The organism is Hoyosella subflava DQS3-9A1 (assembly GCF_000214175.1).
Lineage (GTDB): Bacteria > Actinomycetota > Actinomycetes > Mycobacteriales > Mycobacteriaceae > Hoyosella > Hoyosella subflava.
In genome coordinates, this window is sequence record NC_015564.1 from 795,213 (window position 1) to 813,537 (window position 18,325).

At 64.5% G+C, this 18,325-nt stretch carries 17 protein-coding genes and 3 pseudogenes; 7 read left to right on the top strand and 13 right to left on the bottom strand.

The window, feature by feature from the left end:
* The first annotated feature begins 19 nt into the window (after positions 1 to 19).
* The 4 genes and pseudogenes from AS9A_RS03725 to AS9A_RS03735 all read left to right on the top strand — a co-directional run bounded on the left by AS9A_RS03725 (position 20) and on the right by AS9A_RS03735 (position 2,559).
* Positions 20 to 1,252 carry an acyl-CoA dehydrogenase family protein gene (locus AS9A_RS03725; protein WP_013805564.1) on the top strand — a complete coding sequence of 411 codons (1,233 nt, stop codon included), beginning with the start codon at positions 20 to 22 and terminating at the stop codon, positions 1,250 to 1,252.
* 216 nt (positions 1,253 to 1,468) lie between these two features.
* Positions 1,469 to 1,705 carry a hypothetical protein gene (locus AS9A_RS03730; RefSeq protein WP_013805566.1) on the top strand — a complete coding sequence of 79 codons (237 nt, stop codon included), beginning with the start codon at positions 1,469 to 1,471 and terminating at the stop codon, positions 1,703 to 1,705.
* Between the two features lie 424 nt (positions 1,706 to 2,129).
* Positions 2,130 to 2,300: pseudogene (locus tag AS9A_RS24930) on the top strand (helix-turn-helix domain-containing protein); the annotation flags it as partial.
* 40 nt (positions 2,301 to 2,340) lie between these two features.
* Entirely contained in the window at positions 2,341 to 2,559 is a 219-nt protein-coding gene (locus AS9A_RS03735; RefSeq protein WP_013805569.1) for a hypothetical protein, read from the top strand.
* A gap of 537 nt (positions 2,560 to 3,096) precedes the next feature.
* Here AS9A_RS03735 and AS9A_RS03745 read toward each other — a convergent pair.
* The 10 genes from AS9A_RS03745 to AS9A_RS03790 form a co-directional block, all read right to left on the bottom strand.
* Positions 3,097 to 4,683, bottom strand: a complete 1,587-nt coding sequence (locus tag AS9A_RS03745) for a fatty acyl-CoA synthetase (protein ID WP_013805571.1) — start codon at positions 4,681 to 4,683, stop codon at positions 3,097 to 3,099.
* Positions 4,680 to 5,852: an acyl-CoA dehydrogenase family protein gene (locus tag AS9A_RS03750; RefSeq protein ID WP_013805572.1), complete on the bottom strand. Its 1,173-nt coding sequence runs from the start codon at positions 5,850 to 5,852 to the stop codon at positions 4,680 to 4,682. Before AS9A_RS03750 ends, AS9A_RS03745 begins: the two co-directional genes overlap by 4 nt.
* The gene (locus tag AS9A_RS03755) at positions 5,849 to 7,012 is read right to left on the bottom strand and encodes a thiolase family protein (protein WP_013805573.1); all 1,164 of its coding nucleotides are present in this window, start codon (positions 7,010 to 7,012) and stop codon (positions 5,849 to 5,851) included. The genes AS9A_RS03750 and AS9A_RS03755 overlap by 4 nt, the downstream gene beginning before the upstream one ends.
* Complete coding sequence (locus AS9A_RS03760) at positions 7,009 to 7,419, bottom strand: hypothetical protein (RefSeq protein ID WP_013805574.1); 411 nt, start codon at positions 7,417 to 7,419, stop codon at positions 7,009 to 7,011. The genes AS9A_RS03755 and AS9A_RS03760 overlap by 4 nt, the downstream gene beginning before the upstream one ends.
* 192 nt (positions 7,420 to 7,611) lie before the next feature.
* On the bottom strand, positions 7,612 to 8,340 hold the full coding sequence (locus AS9A_RS03765) for a TetR/AcrR family transcriptional regulator (protein ID WP_041450845.1): 729 nt from the start codon (positions 8,338 to 8,340) through the stop codon (positions 7,612 to 7,614).
* Between the two features lie 196 nt (positions 8,341 to 8,536).
* Positions 8,537 to 9,334: an SDR family NAD(P)-dependent oxidoreductase gene (locus AS9A_RS03770; protein ID WP_013805576.1), complete on the bottom strand. Its 798-nt coding sequence runs from the start codon at positions 9,332 to 9,334 to the stop codon at positions 8,537 to 8,539.
* 14 nt (positions 9,335 to 9,348) lie between these two features.
* A complete protein-coding gene (locus AS9A_RS03775; RefSeq protein WP_013805577.1) occupies positions 9,349 to 10,893 on the bottom strand; it encodes a class I adenylate-forming enzyme family protein in 1,545 nt (514 codons plus the stop codon).
* Between the two features lie 51 nt (positions 10,894 to 10,944).
* A complete protein-coding gene (locus tag AS9A_RS03780; protein WP_013805578.1) occupies positions 10,945 to 11,838 on the bottom strand; it encodes an SDR family NAD(P)-dependent oxidoreductase in 894 nt (297 codons plus the stop codon).
* Positions 11,838 to 12,620 carry a crotonase/enoyl-CoA hydratase family protein gene (locus AS9A_RS03785; RefSeq protein ID WP_013805579.1) on the bottom strand — a complete coding sequence of 261 codons (783 nt, stop codon included), beginning with the start codon at positions 12,618 to 12,620 and terminating at the stop codon, positions 11,838 to 11,840. The genes AS9A_RS03780 and AS9A_RS03785 overlap by 1 nt, the downstream gene beginning before the upstream one ends.
* Positions 12,621 to 12,746: 126 nt before the next feature.
* A complete protein-coding gene (locus AS9A_RS03790; RefSeq protein WP_041450846.1) occupies positions 12,747 to 13,175 on the bottom strand; it encodes a hypothetical protein in 429 nt (142 codons plus the stop codon).
* A gap of 61 nt (positions 13,176 to 13,236) precedes the next feature.
* On the opposite strand from AS9A_RS03790, the gene AS9A_RS03795 reads away from it, so the two are divergent.
* Positions 13,237 to 14,112 carry an SDR family oxidoreductase gene (locus tag AS9A_RS03795; protein ID WP_013805581.1) on the top strand — a complete coding sequence of 292 codons (876 nt, stop codon included), beginning with the start codon at positions 13,237 to 13,239 and terminating at the stop codon, positions 14,110 to 14,112.
* 321 nt (positions 14,113 to 14,433) lie between these two features.
* The gene (locus tag AS9A_RS03800; RefSeq protein WP_148262392.1) at positions 14,434 to 15,627 is read left to right on the top strand and encodes a GDSL-type esterase/lipase family protein; all 1,194 of its coding nucleotides are present in this window, start codon (positions 14,434 to 14,436) and stop codon (positions 15,625 to 15,627) included.
* 75 nt (positions 15,628 to 15,702) lie between these two features.
* On the opposite strand, the gene AS9A_RS24030 is transcribed toward AS9A_RS03800, so the two are convergent.
* From AS9A_RS24030 to AS9A_RS24935, 3 genes and pseudogenes are all read right to left on the bottom strand, one after another.
* A complete protein-coding gene (locus AS9A_RS24030; protein ID WP_013805583.1) occupies positions 15,703 to 15,855 on the bottom strand; it encodes a hypothetical protein in 153 nt (50 codons plus the stop codon).
* A 449-nt stretch (positions 15,856 to 16,304) separates the two neighbouring features.
* Positions 16,305 to 16,723, bottom strand: a pseudogene (locus AS9A_RS23115) (GlxA family transcriptional regulator); the annotation flags it as partial.
* Between the two features lie 289 nt (positions 16,724 to 17,012).
* Positions 17,013 to 17,132, bottom strand: a pseudogene (locus tag AS9A_RS24935) (TetR family transcriptional regulator); the annotation flags it as partial.
* Between the two features lie 162 nt (positions 17,133 to 17,294).
* On the opposite strand from AS9A_RS24935, the gene AS9A_RS03815 reads away from it, so the two are divergent.
* Complete coding sequence (locus AS9A_RS03815) at positions 17,295 to 18,290, top strand: NADP-dependent oxidoreductase (RefSeq protein ID WP_013805584.1); 996 nt, start codon at positions 17,295 to 17,297, stop codon at positions 18,288 to 18,290.
* Positions 18,291 to 18,325: the final 35 nt, after the last annotated feature.

The following is an 18,325-nucleotide window of genomic DNA, read 5'->3' on the forward strand; positions in this document are numbered from 1 at the left end:
GATGAGATGAGGAACTGACATGGAGTTTGAGTTTTCGGACCGCTGCAACAAGTACCGAGCGGAGCTGCTCACCTTCATGGACGAGCACATCTACCCGGCCGAAGGGGTCTACGCCGCACAGATGGCGGGGTCCGGCAACCCCAACTTCCATCCCCCGATCCTCGAGGAGCTAAAAACCGAGGCGCGCAAACGCGGTCTGTGGAACCTCTTCCACCCACACAAGGACGAGGCGTGGGGGTCCCCGGGTCTCAGCAACCTCGACTACGCGCCGCTTGCCGAGATCATGGGCCGCAGCCCAGTGCTTGCCCCGGAGGCGTGCAACTGCAATGCGCCGGACACCGGCAACATGGAAGTGCTGCAGCTCTTCGGCACTGAGGAGCACAAGGAGAAGTGGCTGAAGCCACTTCTGGCCGGGGAGATCGCCTCGGCCTTCTGCATGACCGAGCCGGCGGTGGCCAGCTCGGATGCCACAAACGTCCAGCTTGCGATGGTGCGCGACGGAGACGAGTACGTCCTGAACGGCCGCAAGTGGTTCGCTTCGAATGCTCTCCATGCTAACTGCAAGGTCCTCATCGTCATGGGCAAGACCAACGTCGACGCACCGACGCACCGGCAGCAGTCGATGATGGTCGTCCCGATCGACACTCCCGGGGTCACGATCGTCCGAGGCGTGCCGGTCTTCGGCTACATGGCTCGCGAGGGACACGCGGAGATCCTCTTCGAGAATGCCCGTGTCCCCACCACCGCTCTGCTGGCAGGTGAGGGCGATGGCTTCATGATCGGCCAGGCGCGCCTTGGTCCTGGACGGATCCACCACTGCATGCGCTCCATCGGCATGGCCGAGCGCGCCCTCGACCTGATGATCCAGCGAGCCCAGAGTCGCGTCACCTTCGGTGAGCCAATCGCCAATCGCTCGAACATCCAGGACTGGATTGCGGAGGCGCGTATCGAAATCGAGATGGTCCGCCTCCTCACTCTCAAGACGGCCTGGCTCATGGACACTGTGGGCAATCAGAAGGCACGCATCGAGATCGCCGCAATCAAGGTCGCCGGTCCCCAGATGGCTCTGAAAATCATCGACCGCGCGATCCAGGTTCACGGCGGCGGGGGAGTGACGGACGATTTCCCGCTGGCCAACTTCTACGCGCACCAGCGGACGCTCCGGCTCGCGGATGGCCCTGACGAGGTTCACAAGCGAACCATTGCCCGAGTCGAGCACAAGCGGATGCGAGAGGCCGTCGCCGTCAGCTGAACACCTTGTGCGGCAGCACCGCTCGTCAATGGACCCAGCGATCTGCGACGTACCTCATGGTCATTGTCGAGTAGGTCGACAGTTATGTGGTGAATCGGACGACGGCCACGGAGACGTTGACCATGAGCAGTAGCACTAGGTCGTGCTCGAGCTGCCCGCGATATTGCCCGGCTGCATGTGGTCCACCTTGACGCCGTCGGCCTGAAGGTGGCATCGGTGATCGGAAGGCTAGGCCCCGGCATGAACGTCTTGATCGAAATGACCGCCCTGTCAATCAGTCGTTCCGCCAGCTGCGCTGACTCCAATGAGCTTGCGGCGTGGTTCGAGGCGAAGGCGCGTCTTCACGAACACCTGGCTGTCGAAAGCGCTGCGGACAGGGCACGCGAGAGCGCGTTAGCCCTTGAGGCGCACGAACATTCATTGCGATTGCTCCGCGGCCGCGGGACTGCCTGAATGCGAACGAAGCTGTTCAGCTGTCTGCATTTCGACCCGCCACCCAGGGTTCGGTCATTCGCTTACCTGCCGCGAGGTCCACGAGAGACTCCGCGCACGGTGGGTTGCACCTACCCGTCCGTGGGCAGTGCAGTATGGGGCCAGGATGGGGCCAACGGGCAGGCCCAGGTGCTCCGAGTCGTCCAATCCGAGTTGCCTGACCTGCTCCGACCAGCGCGAATGCTGTTCTGCCGCAATCATGTCCATCTGAAAGTGGAAGGTCGCCGGTTCGATCCCGTCGTTGACAAGGTGTGGCGCAGATCGTGGACGCGCATCGTCGGTCGGCCGATCGCCGCGATCGCTTCCTTCCAGTGGAGTCCCGTTTCCAGTTGCCCACGCTCAGTAGCGATCCACCTGGTTCGACCTCCGATTCACTGCGCGGACGTACCTGGAACTAGGGCAGGACACCACGGCGACCCCATCGGCGCTAGGTCTGCACCGGAACACCACCATGCGGCGGCTTGCGCGTGTCGAGCAGCTCACCGGCAGGTCGTTGTGTCACCGCCCGGCTGAGACGCTGGTGGCCACACTGTTGTGTGAGGCCGCGCTTGTATGAGGTGCGCTCGGGCTGAAACTGCCTCTGTGAACGGACGTTCATGGCCGCCGCAACGTCCGCTGCGATCACCGCGACGTCACAGGAAGGACGGGCTCTCAACCGCAACGACGTGACGGTGACCGTGGCTACCTCCGGCGCCGGAGCAAAGCGCACGGCTGCCAGCCGACTAGAACCTGAGTTGCTCTCGATCCGGTCCGACGCCGACAAACATCACCAGGTCCCGCCGTTACTTTCGGTGCTGACTCATTCGGTCCGATGACGGGTGTCCGTTTGGGATTCCCCCCAACGGACACAGCCAGGCTGGTGTCGCGTGTGGCAACGCAATTGGCTGTAAGTCTGGAACCTGCTCTCGTTCACCGTCGCTTGGGTGGTCCATCGACTGGCAAGAAGGTGGTCCCTTTGGCCTGGCAGGCGACACGCCTGATAGTGCGCGACCACAAGGCTGAGGATCGGCAGCGCGGCCACCGCATCCACCAACTCCAGACGGCGCTCGTCCGTACTGCCGTGCCAATGCAGCTTTGGTTCGCTGGACAACTTGTTCTCGACAGCGCCGGCCAACCGTTCCAATACTGCGGCCCGGGCTTCCGGTGTCCACGACCCGCCCACCCGTGCGGGTCGTCGAAGGCACGGCGAGCGGCCGCGAGAGCGGCGTTGACGTCAGCTGCCCCGGCGAGGGCCACAGTGGCGATCTGTTATTCGGTCGCCGGATTCCGTTGCCCTTCCAGTGGATTGGTCTACTGTCCGCCGATGGAAAACTGCTGCTGTTCTCCCACGACCGCTGCGGTCATTGCGTTTCCTAATTCGGTTGTTGTTTGTCAGAAACGGGAACCGCGGATGCGGTACCGCCGAAACGGACCCGCAGGTCGCGCTTCAGGATCTTCCCGGACGGGTTCTTGGGTAACTCGTCGATGACGAAAACGGTCTTCGGCACTTTGTGCGGAGCAAGTCGCTGTTTCGCGAACGCGATGAGGTCCTCTGCTGCGACGTCGTGCTTGAGTACGACGGCAGCGGTGATCGCTTCGATCCACCGATCGTCGGGCACACCGATGACCGCAACCTCGGCGACGGCCGGATGGCTGTAGAGCGCGTCTTCTACTTCTCGGGAGGCGACCAACACTCCGCCGGTGTTCACGACGTCCTTGATGCGGTCGACGACGAAGAGGTATCCCTGCTCGTCCATGCGCGCCAGATCGCCTGAGTGAAACCATCCGCCGGCGAATGCCTCGGCTGTCTCGGCCGGCTTGCGCCAGTATTCGGTGCACAGTTGCGGTGACTGGTACACGACTTCGCCGAGTTCGCCCGGGGCGACGTCGTTCATGTCGGTGTCGACGACACGCAGATCCACGAACAACACCGGACGGCCCACCGAATCCGGCCGCGCGTCGTGCTCTTCGGGCCGCAACACCGTTGCCAGTGGACCGATCTCGGTTTGTCCGAAGCAGTTGAAGAAGCCGACGTCGGGCAGTCTGCTCCGCAATTTCTGCAGTACCGGAACCGGCATGATCGACGCGCCGTAGTACGCCTTCTGCAACCCGCCGAGGTCGGCATCCGCGAGTCCGGGATGGTTGGCGAGGGAAACCCAGACGGTCGGCGGCAGAAACAGCGAAGTGACACCCTGACTTGGGACACGGCGCATGATCTCGTCGAGGTCCGGGGTCTCCAACAGGTGATTGGTCGCGCCGACGGCAAGCGCCGGCAGCAGGAAGACGTGCATTTGGGCTGTGTGATAGAGCGGCAGCGCGTGCACCATAACGTCGTCGGCGCACAAGTCCAGCGCATCGATGCAAGACCTGTATTGATGCACCTGGCCTCGGTGGGTCAGCGCCGCACCTTTCGGACGTGATGTGGTGCCTGACGTGTAGAGGATCTGCACCAGATCGTCACCGCGTACACCGTTTTCGTCGTGGAGTGAGCCGTTCGGGGCGGTTGCCCAGGCGAGCACGTCGAGATTTTGGCCCCCGCGCAGCGATCCACGCAGTCCCTCGAAAGTGACTGCAGCGTCGACGAATCCATCGAGGTCGGCGTCAGTAAATACGATGCGAGGGTCCGATTGCTGGATCTGGTAGGCCAGGTCGTCGCCGCGCGCGTTGTAGTTGATGGGGACATGCACCAGCCCCGCGCGCGCACATCCGAGATACAACACGACGTAGGCGTCGGAGTTCTTGCCGAACACGGCAACACGGTCACCGCGGCTGAATCCGAATTCGAGCAGTCGAGCCGCGACCCGACCGGTCGCACGGTCGAGTTCGGCATAGGTCCATTCCCGGTCGGCGAAGGTCAGTGCGGTTTTGCCCGGTAACTGCCGAGCGGTGCGGCTGAGAATTTCTGCGACGGTGTCGGGAAATGCCCCGGTGCGGTCGATGCCATGGCGGGGATTGCTCATCGGTGCTCCTGTGGGGTGTGGGTGTGCGCGATGTCGCGACCGATGATTTCCTTCATGATCTCGTTCGTGCCACCGTAGATGGGCTGGATACGCGCGTCGACGAATGCGCGGGCAATGGGGTATTCGAGGATGTAGCCGTAGCCGCCGTGCAGTTGCAGGCACCGGTCGACGACGCGCTGATGCAGGTCGGTGATCCAGTACTTGGCCTTGGCGGCGTCGACGGCGGTAAGTTCGTCGGCGTTGAGCAACATCGTCGCGCGGTCGAGAAGTGATGTCGCGGCGTCGAGTTCGGTGGCGATTTCGGCGAGGGTGAAGCGGGTTGCCTGGAAGTCGCCGATGCGCTGGCCGAAGGCTTTGCGGTCGAAGCAGTACTGCTGGGTCCATTCCAGCGCTGCCACAGATGCCGCCAGCGAGGTGGCGGCGATGGACATACGCTCGCGAGGTAGACGTTCCATGACGTGTGCCAGTCCGCGTCCCGCGGTTCCGAGCAGGTCGGCGACGGTCAACTCGATGTCGACGAAGGACAGCTCTGCGGTGTCGTTGCCGCGCAGCCCGAGCTTGTTGAGCTTGCGGCCGCGGTGGAAGCCGACGCGATCGGTCGGAACGGCGAACAGGGCATACCCGCCTTCGGGTGGTGCGGGTTCGATCCGGGTCAGTACGACTATCACGTCGGCCAGGATTCCGTTGGTAATGAACGTTTTCGATCCGTTCAACAGCCATCGGTCACCGTCGCGGCGGGCGAGGGAACGGATTCCGCGTAGGTCGCTGCCGGCGCCGGGTTCGGTGAGGGCCAGGGACCCGATGGCGACACCGGAACACAGTCGGGGAAGCCAGGTGTGTTTCTGGTCTTCGGTACCAAGATCGGCCAGATAAGGAATGACGAGGTCGTCTTGCACGCTGGTGCCGGCGTTGAAGGAATTCGCCCCGGCCCGGCAGAGTTCCTCCATCATGATCATCCGGAACCGGAAGTCCGGTGTGCCGCCGCCGCCGTAGGCCTCAGGGACGGCGATTCCGAGAAAGCCGGCCTCGCCGGCCGCTGTCCAGGCCTCGCGGTCGACGAGCCCTTGCTCGTCCCATTTCTCTGAATGCGGTGTGACGACCTTGTCGACGAAAGATCTCACGCTGCTACGGAACTCGTGATGTATCGGTTCGTAAATGGATCGTTTCATCGGTGGTCCTCCCGCGCGGTGCCCTGCAGGACGTGGGCGACGCAGACTGCGCCGAGGCCGACCATGTGCGCCAGTCCGGTTCGGGCACCGGCATGCTGACGAGCGCCGGCTTCGCCGCGGATCTGCATGGTGATTTCACCGATCTGACCGACACCGGTGGGGCCGATCGGGTGCCCGGATCCGAGCAATCCTCCCGAGGTGTTCACGGCGACCCGTCCGCCGCGCGAGAACGTTCCCTCGCTCAGCGCGTCAGCGGCGCCTCCGTCGCCGACTAAGCCCATGGCTTCGACGTACTGGAGTTCCTCGATGGTGAAGGCGTCGTGCAGTTCGACGAGGTCGAGATCGGCGGACTCGATACTGGCCTGCTCGTAGGCCATCGCTGTGGTGGTCCGGGTGAGTTCGGCATCGAAGCTCTTTCGCCCGTACAGTTCTTCGCTGCGCTGTACCGACGCCAGAACCTGCACACACCGAGATCGGTCCAGTCCGAGGTCGTCGATCGCGTCCTCGGAGACCACGAGCGCGGCGGCGGCGCCCTCGCCGATCGGGCAGCACTGCAGGCGGGTGAGTGGCCCGGAGATCGTCGGCCCGGCCAGTACCTGGTCCAGGTTGTATGGCTTCGGGCGCTGCGCATTCGGGTTGAGTGCGGCGTTGCCGAAATTCTTGACCGCGACCAGGGCGAGTTGCTCGGCGGTGACACCATACCGGTGCATGTACTCGTCGGCGAGTAACGCGAAGTGGGCAACCGGTGTGACGTAGGTGCCTGCGGGCTCCGGAATTCCGGTCTTGGTGAGCGCCGACGCGGTGAACGCAACTTTGTCCACGCCGAGAACCAGAGAGACGTCGCTGGTCCCGGCGGCGACGTCCAGACAGGCCAGGCGGAAGGCGGAGGAGCCGGATGCCGATGCGTTCTCGACCTGGGTCATCGGAATCCCGGTGGCGCCGAGGTGTTTGAGCATCGGCCGAGACGCAGCCATGCCGAGCATGGTGGTAGCCGTGTAGGCACTGTCGACGCTGGTCCATGCGAGTCCGGCATCGGTGAGCGCCTCGCGGACGGCCGTCAGGCCGAGTTGGACGTACGGGGTGGCGCTCGGTTTCTGGTATGGATGCCACCCGATACCGGCGACATAGATGGGCCGCTGGTTGGCGAGAGTGATTTTCACGCGTCCTCCTTGCTGTCGGCGAGGGCGAATCGCAGCTCGCGCACGGTGTTGCCGTCGCGGCGGATCTCGACGGTGGTGGCCGTGACCGTGTCACCTGGTCTCGCGGCGGACCCATCCGCGAGGACGGCCCGGATCAGTGGACCTTCTTCGAGCGCGATGGAGGCGACTCTCACCGGCGTCGGTGTCCCGTCGTTGGACCGGTGAAACACGGTGGTGGCAGCGGTGACGGTGCCGACGCCGCAGAGTGGAGTGCGGGTTAGGAACGCACCGTGATCACCGTTGAACACCGAGCCGTAGGTCTGGTACGGGAACGAGATGTTGCCCGCGGTATCGCGAGCGCCGAACAGTGTCGGCACGCCCACGTCGTCGATCGAGTACAGATCTGGCTCTGCTGATGTCGAAGTCATCGAAGAGTGCGCCTTTCGTGTGACTGTGGTGACCGGCGTGGCCGTTGCCTGGGGACGGAGGAGAGCGGTTGCGACAGCTCGATAATACTTGCTTGTTATTCAACTAGCAAGTATTGCGCACGAAATCTGCCCTTTACTGGGCCGGGTGCGCGTCCGGCGGGTGCCCGGACGTGGTGGATGTGCGACAGGCCGCTAGGCGGAGGTGGCCGATCCTCGCGACCGGACACGACTGGTGACGTCGGTGCCGGACAGTCGTCCGGGTGATGCCTGTAAGTGGTTCCGTACCACTGCCTTCGACAGCTTCGCGATCGCCCGTAGATCGACCGCGTCGGGGTCGGTCAGGCTCTGGATCAGGGTGCCGCGAAGCAGGCCTTCGATAAGGGTGGCGAGTCCGAGGGGATCGTCGCGTAGTTCGATGTCGCCGTCCTCGTGGGCTTGCGTGATCCAGTCGGCCAGCATCCGGCGAAAGATTGCGTTCTGCTCTGCCACCGACTTCCGCAGTATGGAGGACTCGGTTATCGATTCCATGATGATCGCGAACATCGCGCGCATGGCATGCGAGGATCGGAACTCTTCGGTGGTCAGATACGTGTCGATCATCAGGTCGACAGCTTCCAGGCCGCGTGCGTCGGCGCTTTTGCGGTCGAGTTCGGCCGTGACCATTGCGCGAATGGTGTCCACCACCGCGGCCATGCATTGCTCTTTGGAACCGAAGTGGAAGGTGACCAAGCCACGACTGAGGCCTGCCCGCTTTCCGATGTCCACCAGCGTGGTCCGGCTGTATCCCTTCGCGCCGAGCAGTTCGATTGCGGCCGCGATCAAGCGTTCTCGTGATTCTGCACTGCGCTCCTCCTGCGTGCGCCTCGGGGTCGCGGCGGCGGAAAGCGGTGGATCGGACTTGGTGGTGCGCGCCGTAGCCATATAGGTCATTCTACGCGACTTCAAAGCTTGTCATTCAATCAGCAAGGTGTATTTGGTCGGCAGGGGGTTCGTCGTCGAGCATGCACGCCGGTTCTGTCGCGCGCGGAGCGCCGCCGTGGCCGGATCGCCTATCGCCGATCACGGAAGCCGCGGTCGATCATGGGCGCGTTTCCCGGCGGCCTGCCCGCGGTCGGGGTCACAGCGCGAGCGAGTAACCGCCGTTGACGGGGATGGTCTGACCGGTGACCCATCCGGCGGCGCCGGAGGCCAGGAAGAGGATCATGTTCGCGGCGTCTTCGGGATCGCCGAATCGGCGAATGATGTAGCCGGACAGAACTTTCTTTGCGAAGTTCTCGTCGGCGATGGCGTCGGCGATGGCGGGGGTGCGAGTGGCGCCGAGGGCAACACTGTTGGCGGTGATGCCGTGCCGGCCGCTGAGTCGTGCGATGGATCGGGTGAACCCGGCGGCGCCCGCTTTGGCGGCGGAGTAGGACTCCATGCCGTTGATCTCGCCGACGCGGGCGGCGTCGGAGATCACGGTGATGACGCGGCCGTAGTTACCGGCGATCATGTACGGCAGGACATGGCGGGTGGCGTTCATGGCCCCGTCCAGGTTCACGTGGAAAAACGGCTTCCAGTCGCTGGGGTCTTGTTCCCAGAACGGTCGGGGAGCGTGGGCGGGGGCTTCGGCGCCTCGATTGCCGGCGTTGTTGACCAGAATATCGATCGGTCCGATCTCGGCGACTGCCGTGTCGATCGCGGTGCCGAACTGCTCGAAATCGCCGACGTCGGCAGCGGCGGGGGCCGCTGTGGTTCCCGATGCCCGCAGCTCGTCGACGACGGCGGCGGCGCGGTCGGCGTCGAAGTCGTTCACCACGATCGCCGCGCCGCGGGCGGCCGCGAGCTCGGCGACACGCTTACCGACGCCTTGTCCTGCGCCGGTGACAAGCACGGTGTGACCCGACAGGTCGAGAGGATTGTCCGTGCTTGCCACAGTGGCAGTTCCCTTCATTTTGCGTTTTCTGAAATTTGTTCTCGGAGTATGCGTTTGAGGTTCTTGCCGATAGGGCTGGTGGGGATTTCGTCGATGAACTCGATACCTCGGGGCCATTTGTATTTCGCCAGCTTGCCCTGGCAGAACGTGAGCACGGCGTCGGCGGACAGGGCTGCGCCGGGGATGGTTTGCACGAAGGCGTAGGGCTGTTCGCCGTGGTCGGGGTCGGGGAGACCGATGACGGCTACGTTGACGATGTCGGGATGGGTGCCGATCACGGCTTCGATCTCGGCAGGGTAGATGTTGACGCCGCCCGCGATGATCATGTCGGTGATGCGGTCGTAGATGAAAAGGTAGCCGTCGGCGTCGAGATGTCCGACGTCGCCGGTGTAGTAGTAGCCGTCGGCGTCGATCTTGTCGGGGCCGAGTGGGCCGCGGCCGATGTATCCGCCGATGACAACCGGTGTCCGGACTGTGATTTCACCCGTGACTCCCGCCGGAACGGGTCTATGGTCGGCGTCGACAATTCGGATATCAACGTGGCGGAAAGGCCGACCGGATGTGTGGGGGTGGCGGCGCAGGTCCTCCGGTGTCGCGCCGGCAATCATGCCGGATTCGGTGGCGCCGTAGATTTCGTAGAGGACGTGGCCGAAATAGTCGATGGCTTCCTGCTTGAGCTCGGCAGCGAACGGCGCCGCCCCGCCCATGACGAACCGCAGTGAGGAGATGTCGTAGCCGGCACGGATATCCGCCGGAATCTTGAGCAGACGCTGGAGCATGGTGGGCACAGCGATCCAGTGAGTGAGCCGGTGGGTGTGGATGAGTCGTAGGACCTCGGTCGGATCGAATCGGCGCTGGAAGTGCACCGTTCCGCCGGTGGCCAGGGCGACGCGAGTGAAGGTGGGTCCGGCGCCGTGGTGCATCGGGATGTTGATCAGCATCCGGTTTCCCGGGCCGCCGCAGGCGAGGTCGAACGACACCGACCGTTGGTATTCGCCCAGGACTGCGGGGTCGGGTGGATTCTGCCAGTTATTGAGGGGTGCGCCTTTGGGTGCGCCGGTGGTGCCCGAGGAGTAGACGATCAGGTGGGCGAGATCGTGGGCGGGCTGGTGCGTGGGATCGCCGTCCTCGAGCAACGCCGCGTAGGAGTGGGTGCCCTCGGTGGGGACGTCGAGGGACACGATCGCCGCCAGGCCCAGTGGTGTCCAGGCGTCCACGAGCGCGGCGGGATCGGTGTCGTCGACGATCGCCGCGCGGACCTTGCAGTCGCGCAGGATGTAGACCGATTCGGGGGGCGCGAGCCGGTAGTTGACGGCGACGAGGACAGCGTCGAGTTTGGCGATCGCCAGCGAGATGGTGAGCCATTCGATGCGGGTATGCACACGGACCGCGACGCGGTCGCCGCTGCCCACGCCGAGGCTGCGCAGCGAGGAGGCGAGTCGGTTGGCCTGATCGTTCCACGCGCGCCAGGTGAGTGTGCGGTCGCCTTCGGTGGCGCAGATTGCGTCGAGGTCGGCTGGCGCGAACGGCGCCGTACCGGGAGTGTCGGGGTTGGTCATGAGTATCTCCTGTGAACGAATGACGAGGTTAGGTGTGAACGAATGGCGAGGTTAGGCGAGGCCGCCGCGAGCGCCGCCGCTGACCGCGACGACCTGGCCGGTGACGAAGTTCGACAACGGCGATGCGAGCCAGAAGATCGTGTCGGCGGCCTCCTGGATGGTTCCGGTGCGGCCCAACGCCGATCCGGCGATCTTTTGGGGGGCGTAGAGGTCGCGCTGTTCGGTAGGGTCGAAGCCCATCATCTGCAAGGTCTTGTCCGGGACGCCGAGGGGGATCGTTCGGCCGCCGACATCGATGGTGTTCTGCTCGGATTGTGGTGCGCCGAAACGGGTTTGGATGACCCCAAAGGCGACTGCGTTGACGTTGACGTTGGCCGATCCCCATTCGAGCGCCAGTGTTTTCGTCAGGCCGATCAAGCCGGCTTTCGCAGCGGCGTAGTTTGCGGCGCCGGGGTTGCCGAAACTGGCGGCCAGCGAGGTGATATTCACGATCTTGCGATGGCGGACGGTGCCCTCGGCTGCCTCGCGTTTTCCTTGGTCGCGAAAGTAGGGAGCCGCGGCGCGGCAGATCCGGAAGGGGGCCAGCAGATGAATGTCGAGCATGGCCTGAAATTGTTCGTCGGTCATCTTGTGTACCGGTGCATCCCAGAAGTACCCGGCACCGTTGACGATGATGTCGATGCCGTTTCCGGATTCGGCAACGTGGGCGATGAGCTTGTCCGCGGCGGCCGGATCGGTCAGATCGACACCGTAGGCACTCGCACCGGCTCCGATCTCTCGGGCGACCTGCTCGGCGAGGTCAGCGTCGAGATCGGCCACGACCACTGTGGCGCCGTTGGCTGCGAGGATTTCCGCGGTGGCCCTGCCGATGCCGTTGCCGCCGCCGGTGACGATGGCTGTCTGTCCGGTCAGCAGGCTGCTGTGCAGAGTGGGTGTCGTGAGCATTATCGGCCCTTCCATACCGGGGCCCGTTTTTCGGCGAATGCCCGCAATCCTTCTTGTGTGTCGTCCGATGTCAGGACCGGTCGTGCGTAGGTCATCTGTTCGGTCCAGGCCTGCTCGTCGCTCCATTCGAAGCTGTGCTGGGCGATCTGTTTGCTGGCTCTGACTGCCAGCGGTCCGGCTGCGGCGATGTCTCCGGCCAGCGTCAGCGCCTCGGCGAGTGCGCCGCCGGGCTCGGTGATCCGGTTGACCAGCCCCATGCGGTGGAAGTCCGTGGCCGGCAGCGGTTTTCCGGTGAGTGCGAGTTCCATCGCCACGTTGAACGGGATGCGCTGGGGGAGCCGGAAAAGGCCGCCGCCGATAGCGACGAGCGCCCGCGCCGCCTCCGGCAGGCCCATCCGAGTGGTCGTGGTCGCGACGATCAGATCACAGGCTAGACACAGCTCCAGGCCACCGGCCAGTGCATCGCCTTCGACCGCGGCGATCAGCGGTTTGCTCGGGCGCAGCGCCATGACGCCGAAGCCGCCCCGGCGCTCGGTGGTCGCGAAATCACCGAGGGCGGCCGCCTTGAGATCCTGACCCGCCGAGAACGTCGGGCCTGCACCGGTGACGATCGCGACCGCCAGCGAGTCGTCGGACTCGAACTCGTCGATCGCCGCTTCCATGGCTCGTGCGGTGGCTGAATCGAATGCGTTGCTGCGTTCGACACGATCGATGGTGATCACGAATATCTTGTCTTCGTCACCGACACGTTCAGTGCGGATGACATCGGGCGGTGACGTCATGAAATGTCCTTCGTTCGAACCAAGCCCCGAACCCGGTTGAAGGTGAGGGTGGGGTTGGTTACGAACATACTTGTTAGTTGCTTAACAAGCAATACTTCGACGCAAACTACCGCGAGCATGCCACTTTTACTTGTCGACTAGCCGCCAAGCATCAGTCACAGCGGTAGCGGCGAGCGTGTCCGATCCACCGTTCGGTCTTCCCATCTTCTTCCGCTTCGTGTCGGGTGTCCCGCCGGCGCAGCGCCTGCGTGCCGCCGTCGATCGAGACCATCGTTCGTTGGCGATGTCGGCGACATCGGCAGCCCAGTCTTCCCAGTACGAGCGGGTGCCGACCTTGTCGACGATGCGGGCGCGAGCATCGGGTCGAGCTGGAAGTAGCGGACCATGAGCCGCGGGTTCACGAGACCAGATTTCGAAGACGCGGCAGGCGTGCAAGCGGCAATCCCGCGTTTGGGGGAAAAGCAACGCCATTCGGCAGAGGGGCAGGCAACCAGATCGTTTGGCGGAGGTGTATCCGCCGATCGAGGCATTGCCGATGCGATCAAAGCGAGTCATGCTCGGCGTTTGATGATGTTCCGCAGCATCAAACGCAAACCGACAAGGAGAGGCATTCAAGATGAATCAAACTTTGAGTGGACGAGTGGCCGCCATAACCGGCGGTGCCCGCGGTATAGGGCGCGCGACCGCCGAGGCGCTAGTGCGAGAGGGCGTTTCGGTGGCCATCGGGGACATCGACGGTGAGGCGGCGAAGCGCACCGCAGGCGAGATTGGTCGTGGCACGATTGGATTGCCGCTGGACGTGACCGACCGCAAATCGGTCGACGGGTTTCTCGACACCGTTGAAGCAACGATGGGACCGTTAGACATCCTGGTCAACAATGCTGGCGTCATGCTGGTCGGCCCCCCATTGTGGCTCGAAGACGACCGAGGAACGCAGAGGTCCATCGACGTCAATGTCAACGGAGTGGTATTCGGAGCGAAATCGGCTGTCCCCCGGTTCATCTCCCGGGGTCGTGGTCATCTGGTGAACGTCGCTTCCGGAGCGGGCAAACTGGCTTTGCCCTACTCAGCCAGCTACAGCGGTTCCAAGCACTTCGTCGTCGGATTGAGCGAAGCGCTGCGCGGGGAACTGCGAGACAGCGGGGTGCACGTCTCGCTAATTATGCCCGGAATCGTCGACACCGAGCTGGCGTCTGGACACCGGCCGCTCCGGGGTGTTCGAACCGTGGGCCCTGAGCACGTAGCCGATGCCATCGTCCGAGCTCTGCGCCGGCCGCGGTTCGAGGTCTTCGTGCCTGCCGAATTAGGCGTCGTCAGCCGTGCACGCGCGTTGGTGCCACGCACCCTGTGGGAAGCGGCCATGCACGTGCTGAAGGTCGATCAGGTGGCCAGCGGCGCCGACCACGCAGCTCGGGAACAGTATCAGCGCTCGGTCATCGATACGGTGACGAACACTCGCGGCGGTGACGGGTCTGCTACGAGTGTCACCTAGGGAATACACCCGCTACGGGGCGAGTCCAGTCATTCGCATGAAGGCGGAAGCGGCTTCGGTTCGGTTGGTCGGCTGCAACTTGCGCAGGATCCGACTCACGACTAGCAGGACGAGACGCCGACAATGACCCCTCACCGCCGAACAACGCGCTGAGTTGCTCCGTCGGTCCGCGCAGTCCCGCACGGCGGCGCGATCGAGAAAGCAACGAAAGCGAGAGAGTCAGCGGGAGTTGCTGGATGCGGAGTCGGTCGCGGGTCATTTTGAAGGCAAACAGTGTGTGGATTGGCTTGAATCGATCATGACAGGAAAGGTGAGCCGGTGATGGAGCACTGGGTTGCGAGCTGGACCGCGTGTCCGTCAGGGTCGCTGCACCTGGTCGATCCGTCGCTTCGGACCATGCTGGCCCTCTACGACCAGACGTTCCGATGCGTCGTCACGCCGCATCGCGGGGGGTCGACGCTGCGCATACATCTGACGAACCGGTTCCGGCGGCAGGCGATCGAACTCGCGTCGGTGACCGTCGCGAAACAGACAGTGGGCGCTGCGATCGACCCGGAGACGTTGCGGGCGGTGCCCTTCGGCGGGCATCGCTCGATTCGGATTCCGGAGCATGCGGACGTTGTCAGCGACGCGGTCGAGTTGTCGTTCGGCGCGTTCGAACCGCTCGCAGTCAGCGTGCATGTGCCCGGAACGGTGCTGCATCCGACGGGGCACCTCGAGGCCAACGCAACCAGCTACTACAGCAGGCCGCTGTCCGGTTGCAGCACTGCCGACGCCGACGGCGGGCGGCTGGGTATGCGCACCACGAGTCAGCCGTTCGTCAGCGGTATTGACGTGCTTGCGCCGCAGGAGGTTTCGGCGGTCGTCGCCTTCGGCGACTCGATCACCGATGGTTTCGTCGGTTCGCGGAACGTGAGCCTGCGCCAGGAACGAACCGTGGTCGACCGGAATCTCCGCTATCCGGACTTCCTGCAGCGCCGCATCGACGCCGCCGGTGTCGCGCGGTGTGTCGTCAACGCCGGAATCTCCGGAAACCGCGTTGTGCGTGACGGCCGCGTGGTCGGATTCGGTCCGTCAGCGATCGCGCGCGTGCAGCAGGACGCCATCGAGATCTCGGGTGTCTCTGACGTGATCGTGCAGGTTGGCACCAACGACTTCGGGCTGCCGCCGCGTGCCCGACCCAAAGCAGTGATCGATGGCTACGAAATGGTTATCGATCGCCTGCGCGATGCCGGTATCAGGGTGCACCTGGGCACGCTGCTTCCTGCGGGTGGGGCGCTCGTTCATGACCGTCTCGCACGGCACGGGTCCGCGCACCGTGTCGCCGTCAACGAATGGATACGGTCGCAGACCTCTGCCGACAGCGTGATTGATTTCGATGCGGCGCTGCGAGATCCGCAGAACCCGGATGCCCTCGCGCCCGATTACGCCTGTCCGGACCGGTTGCACCCGAACGCGGCAGGCTACGAAGCGATGGCGAACGCGGTCGACCTGACGGTGCTCGGAGGCTCTTGAATCACACCGCGTGGCGGTCCATCGGTTGTTGAGCGACTCTCGGAATAGTCCTACAGGTGCAGAAGACCAGTCCGCTCAGTGGGCGGGCTGCGTGATGATCTGCCGCGCGTAGTAGTCGACTTCGTAACCCAACGACCCTGCGGTCGTGATGTCGGTCAATGCGCGGCTCAGCAGGTTTGGGCGATGTCCGTCGATCGTTCCCGCCGTCGCCACGGCCGAGGAGACCATGCGGGCTCCGTGCGGATGGCCCGCCCGGCGAAGCGACAGCCCCATCGCGTTAAGGACTTCGACGCCATCCGTCGGCGACTCCAGTAAGGAGATCAGCGACTGCCCGTCGCTAAGCTCGGCATTCTCGAAGGTCCCACAAAGAACCGCGCAAGTCGTTCGTCACCCGTGCCCGAGTTTCTGGTCGAACGGATATCAAACCTGTGGCCATGGAACCCAGAAGCCGCATCTTTCAAAGAAGGTCCTCATCTCATGACGTTGCCGCCGCCGCTCGACTAAAACTCACGCCCTGGCGTTCCGACTTGGCTGCCACCGGCCGCTGTTTATTTCGTGGGGCCGATCGGCAAAAAGCTCGGTCCCTCACGCGCAGACCAACTCGTACACCGCCTCCCCATCGTTCAGGCGATATCACCGAGCCACGCCCCGAAGGTTGGACGGCCGAGATCGGGTAGGTCGATGGACAGATCGGTGGTCTCCAGCAACTGCTTGGCCAGTTCCAGGCGTTGCGCGGTGAGCCACTGCACGGGGGTCATGCCGACCTCGTCGCGGAAGCGGCGGGTGAAGGAGCGCAGGCTCATCCGGGCGGCGCGGTTGGCGGCGGCGGCGCCGTGGTCGCGGCGGATCATGTGCAGGCACAGGTCGACGCCGGCGGCGACGCCCGCGGAGACCGTACGTCGCCGTCGTCGACGAAGAGGACCTCCTCGTCGACCTTGACGCGGGGGTAGGCGCGGCGGAACTCGGGGGCGAGGTTCCAGTGGGTGTTGGCGGGTCGGCCGTCGAGGAGGCCCGCGGCGGCCAGGACGTAGGAGCCGGTGCAGATGGACACCAGTCGGGTGCCGGGCCGGATGCCGGCGATGGCCGCGGTGACCTCGAGGCGGCCTGCAAGGGTTAGACCCGCTTGCCGGTAGGGCTCGGCCGGGTCGCCGAAGACGAGTTCGTGCAGGTATGTGCGGCCGTTCTCGGTGTGGTTCCCTCAGGCACTCCACCACGGGACGTATGAGAGCGATGACCGGCTCCAGTGCGCCCTGTCCGACGGTGGCGTTCGCGGCGGCGAGGCCGACGTCGATGGCGGCGGCGAACTTCTCGTTCTGCACCATGATCAGCAACTCGGCCTTCGTGGACGCGTACAGGTAAAGAGTGCCGTTCGCGACGTCGGCCCGGTGGACGATCTGCTGTGTCGTGACCCCGCTGACGCCGTGTTCGGCGAACAGTTCGCGGGCTGCGGTCATGATGCGCTCACGCTTGGCCTGTTTGGCCCGCTCGCGGCACCCGATCGGCATGTGGGCCGCGTCCCATGCGACCTCCCTTGACAATAATCCTGAGCAGGCTCATAGTTGAGGGCACTCGGGTTGAGTGAGTGAGGCAAGGCCCGATGTCACGCCGAATTGGCTGATATGGCCTCACGCCTGGATAAATAGGATGAAGAGAAGGAGCGGCGCCCCATGCGAGCGTTCGTCGTCACCAAGTACAAGGAGCCGCTGCAGGAGGCGGACGTCCCCGAACCCACCGTGGGGGAGCATGACGTGCTCATCCGGGTGGAGGCCGCCGGACTGAACCCGCTGGATGAGAAGATCCGCACCGGTGAGTTCAAGCAGATCCTGCCCTACAAGCTGCCGCTGATCCTGGGCAACGACGTCGCGGGCACCGTCATCTCCGTCGGGACGGCAGTTCGCGGCTTCAGACCCGGAGACGAGGTCTACGCCCGGCCCCACCAGGACCGCATCGGCACCTTCGCCGAACGCATCGCCGTAGCGGAGGGCGACCTGGCGCTCAAGCCCGCTTCGATCAGCATGGAAGAGGCGGGCTCGCTGCCGCTGGCGGCGCTCACGGCGTGGCAGGCGCTGGTGGAGCGCGGGAAGGTGCGGCCCGGGCAGAAGGTTCTCATCCACGCCGGGGCCGGCGGGGTCGGTTCGATCGCGATCCAGCTCGCCGCGCACCTCGGCGCGAGCGTCGCCACGACCGCCAGCGGTTCCAACGCGGACTTCGTGCGCACGCTCGGCGCGGACACGGTGATCGATTACCGCGCCCAGGACTTCGAACAGCTCCTGACCGGCTACGACCTGGTGCTGGACAGCATCGGTGGGGAGACCCTCGAGAAGTCCCTGCGGGTGCTCAAGCCCGGCGGCAAAGCCATCGGGATCACCGGCCCCCCGGACCCCGCGTTCGCCCGCGAGGCCGGCCTGAACCCGCTGCTGCGCCTGGCGGTCGCAGGCATGAGCGGCAAGATCCGCAGGCAGGCCAAGAAGCTCGGCGTGACGTATGAGTTCCTGTTCATGCGCGCCAGCGGCGACCAGCTCCGCCAGATCACCACTCTCATCGACCAGGGCGTGGTGCGTCCGGTCGTAGGAAAGGTGGTCGGCTTCGACCAGACCCCGCAGGCGCTGCAGTCCCTGTCCCAGGGCGGCATCCGCGGCAAGGCCGTCATCGGCAGCAGCTGACCCGCCGCAACCGCGACGGGCGACACAGAACGCAC

Bases quoted from the DNA above. Each gene is read 5' to 3' on its own strand.
- AS9A_RS03725 (WP_013805564.1), top strand. From the start codon at position 20: ATGGAGTTTGAGTTTTCGGACCGCTGCAACAAGTACCGAGCGGAGCTG.
- AS9A_RS03735 (WP_013805569.1), top strand. From the start codon at position 2,341: ATGGCCGCCGCAACGTCCGCTGCGATCACCGCGACGTCACAGGAAGGA.
- AS9A_RS03745 (WP_013805571.1), bottom strand. From the start codon at position 4,683: ATGAGCAATCCCCGCCATGGCATCGACCGCACCGGGGCATTTCCCGAC.
- AS9A_RS03750 (WP_013805572.1), bottom strand. From the start codon at position 5,852: ATGAAACGATCCATTTACGAACCGATACATCACGAGTTCCGTAGCAGC.
- AS9A_RS03760 (WP_013805574.1), bottom strand. From the start codon at position 7,419: ATGACTTCGACATCAGCAGAGCCAGATCTGTACTCGATCGACGACGTG.
- AS9A_RS03765 (WP_041450845.1), bottom strand. From the start codon at position 8,340: ATGGCTACGGCGCGCACCACCAAGTCCGATCCACCGCTTTCCGCCGCC.
- AS9A_RS03775 (WP_013805577.1), bottom strand. From the start codon at position 10,893: ATGACCAACCCCGACACTCCCGGTACGGCGCCGTTCGCGCCAGCCGAC.
- AS9A_RS03780 (WP_013805578.1), bottom strand. From the start codon at position 11,838: ATGCTCACGACACCCACTCTGCACAGCAGCCTGCTGACCGGACAGACA.
- AS9A_RS03785 (WP_013805579.1), bottom strand. From the start codon at position 12,620: ATGACGTCACCGCCCGATGTCATCCGCACTGAACGTGTCGGTGACGAA.
- AS9A_RS03790 (WP_041450846.1), bottom strand. From the start codon at position 13,175: ATGACTCGCTTTGATCGCATCGGCAATGCCTCGATCGGCGGATACACC.
- AS9A_RS03795 (WP_013805581.1), top strand. From the start codon at position 13,237: ATGAATCAAACTTTGAGTGGACGAGTGGCCGCCATAACCGGCGGTGCC.
- AS9A_RS03800 (WP_148262392.1), top strand. From the start codon at position 14,434: ATGGAGCACTGGGTTGCGAGCTGGACCGCGTGTCCGTCAGGGTCGCTG.
- AS9A_RS24030 (WP_013805583.1), bottom strand. From the start codon at position 15,855: ATGGTCTCCTCGGCCGTGGCGACGGCGGGAACGATCGACGGACATCGC.
- AS9A_RS03815 (WP_013805584.1), top strand. From the start codon at position 17,295: ATGCGAGCGTTCGTCGTCACCAAGTACAAGGAGCCGCTGCAGGAGGCG.